Source organism: Pseudoalteromonas sp. BSi20439, from assembly GCF_000241165.1.
Lineage (GTDB): Bacteria > Pseudomonadota > Gammaproteobacteria > Enterobacterales > Alteromonadaceae > Pseudoalteromonas.
Genome location: NZ_BADW01000165.1, coordinates 1 through 658 on the forward strand (window position 1 = coordinate 1; position 658 = coordinate 658).

The following is a 658-nucleotide window of genomic DNA, read 5'->3' on the forward strand; positions in this document are numbered from 1 at the left end:
CTGCTATGGCAACGCTACTCTAATTGCTTTACTTAGGCCGTTAACTCCCATAATTGTTATCATTCTTCTGAAGTTGTAAGCTAGGACATGAAGACTTATTTCTGTCCCCACGCTTTTTAAACCTCGTGTTAGTAAGTGGGTAGCTCCCATCCAGAGTTTAATTGTGCCAAAGGGGTGCTCAACAGTTTGCTTTCGATGAAGCATCAATTCAGGTTGATTCTTTAGCTTTTGAAGCATTTCTTCTGTCAGAATCTCATGCACCCACCGCCTTATTCGCCTAGGGTCTTTTTTAGAGTTAGTGCACTGACTTCTTATTTTACAATCTCGACAAGCAATGTGATTGAAGTAAACATCAAGGTATTTACCTTGCTCAAATACCTGCATTCGATTTTGAAGTTCATTACCAGCGGGGCATAAGTAAATATCTTTATTTGCATCGTATTTGAAGAGTGAGCGGTTAAATATCCCTTTCTTTTCAGAGGACGATGTATCCGTCTTGGGCATGATTGGCTCTGCACCCAAATCGATAGTGTCTTTTATATCAGGCTGACTGAAGTAACCTTTATCTGCTAATACCCGTATATCTTTCTTGCGCAATGCTTCTTGTGCGAGTTTTCGTCATTGACGCAAGCTGGCCTCTATCTGGCACGTTGGTCAC

The 658-nt window shown here is 41.3% G+C and carries 1 pseudogene; it reads right to left on the reverse strand.

Annotated features, from left to right (window positions below):
• Positions 1–3 precede the first annotated feature (3 nt).
• Positions 4–658: pseudogene (locus tag P20439_RS13205) on the reverse strand (transposase); the annotation flags it as partial.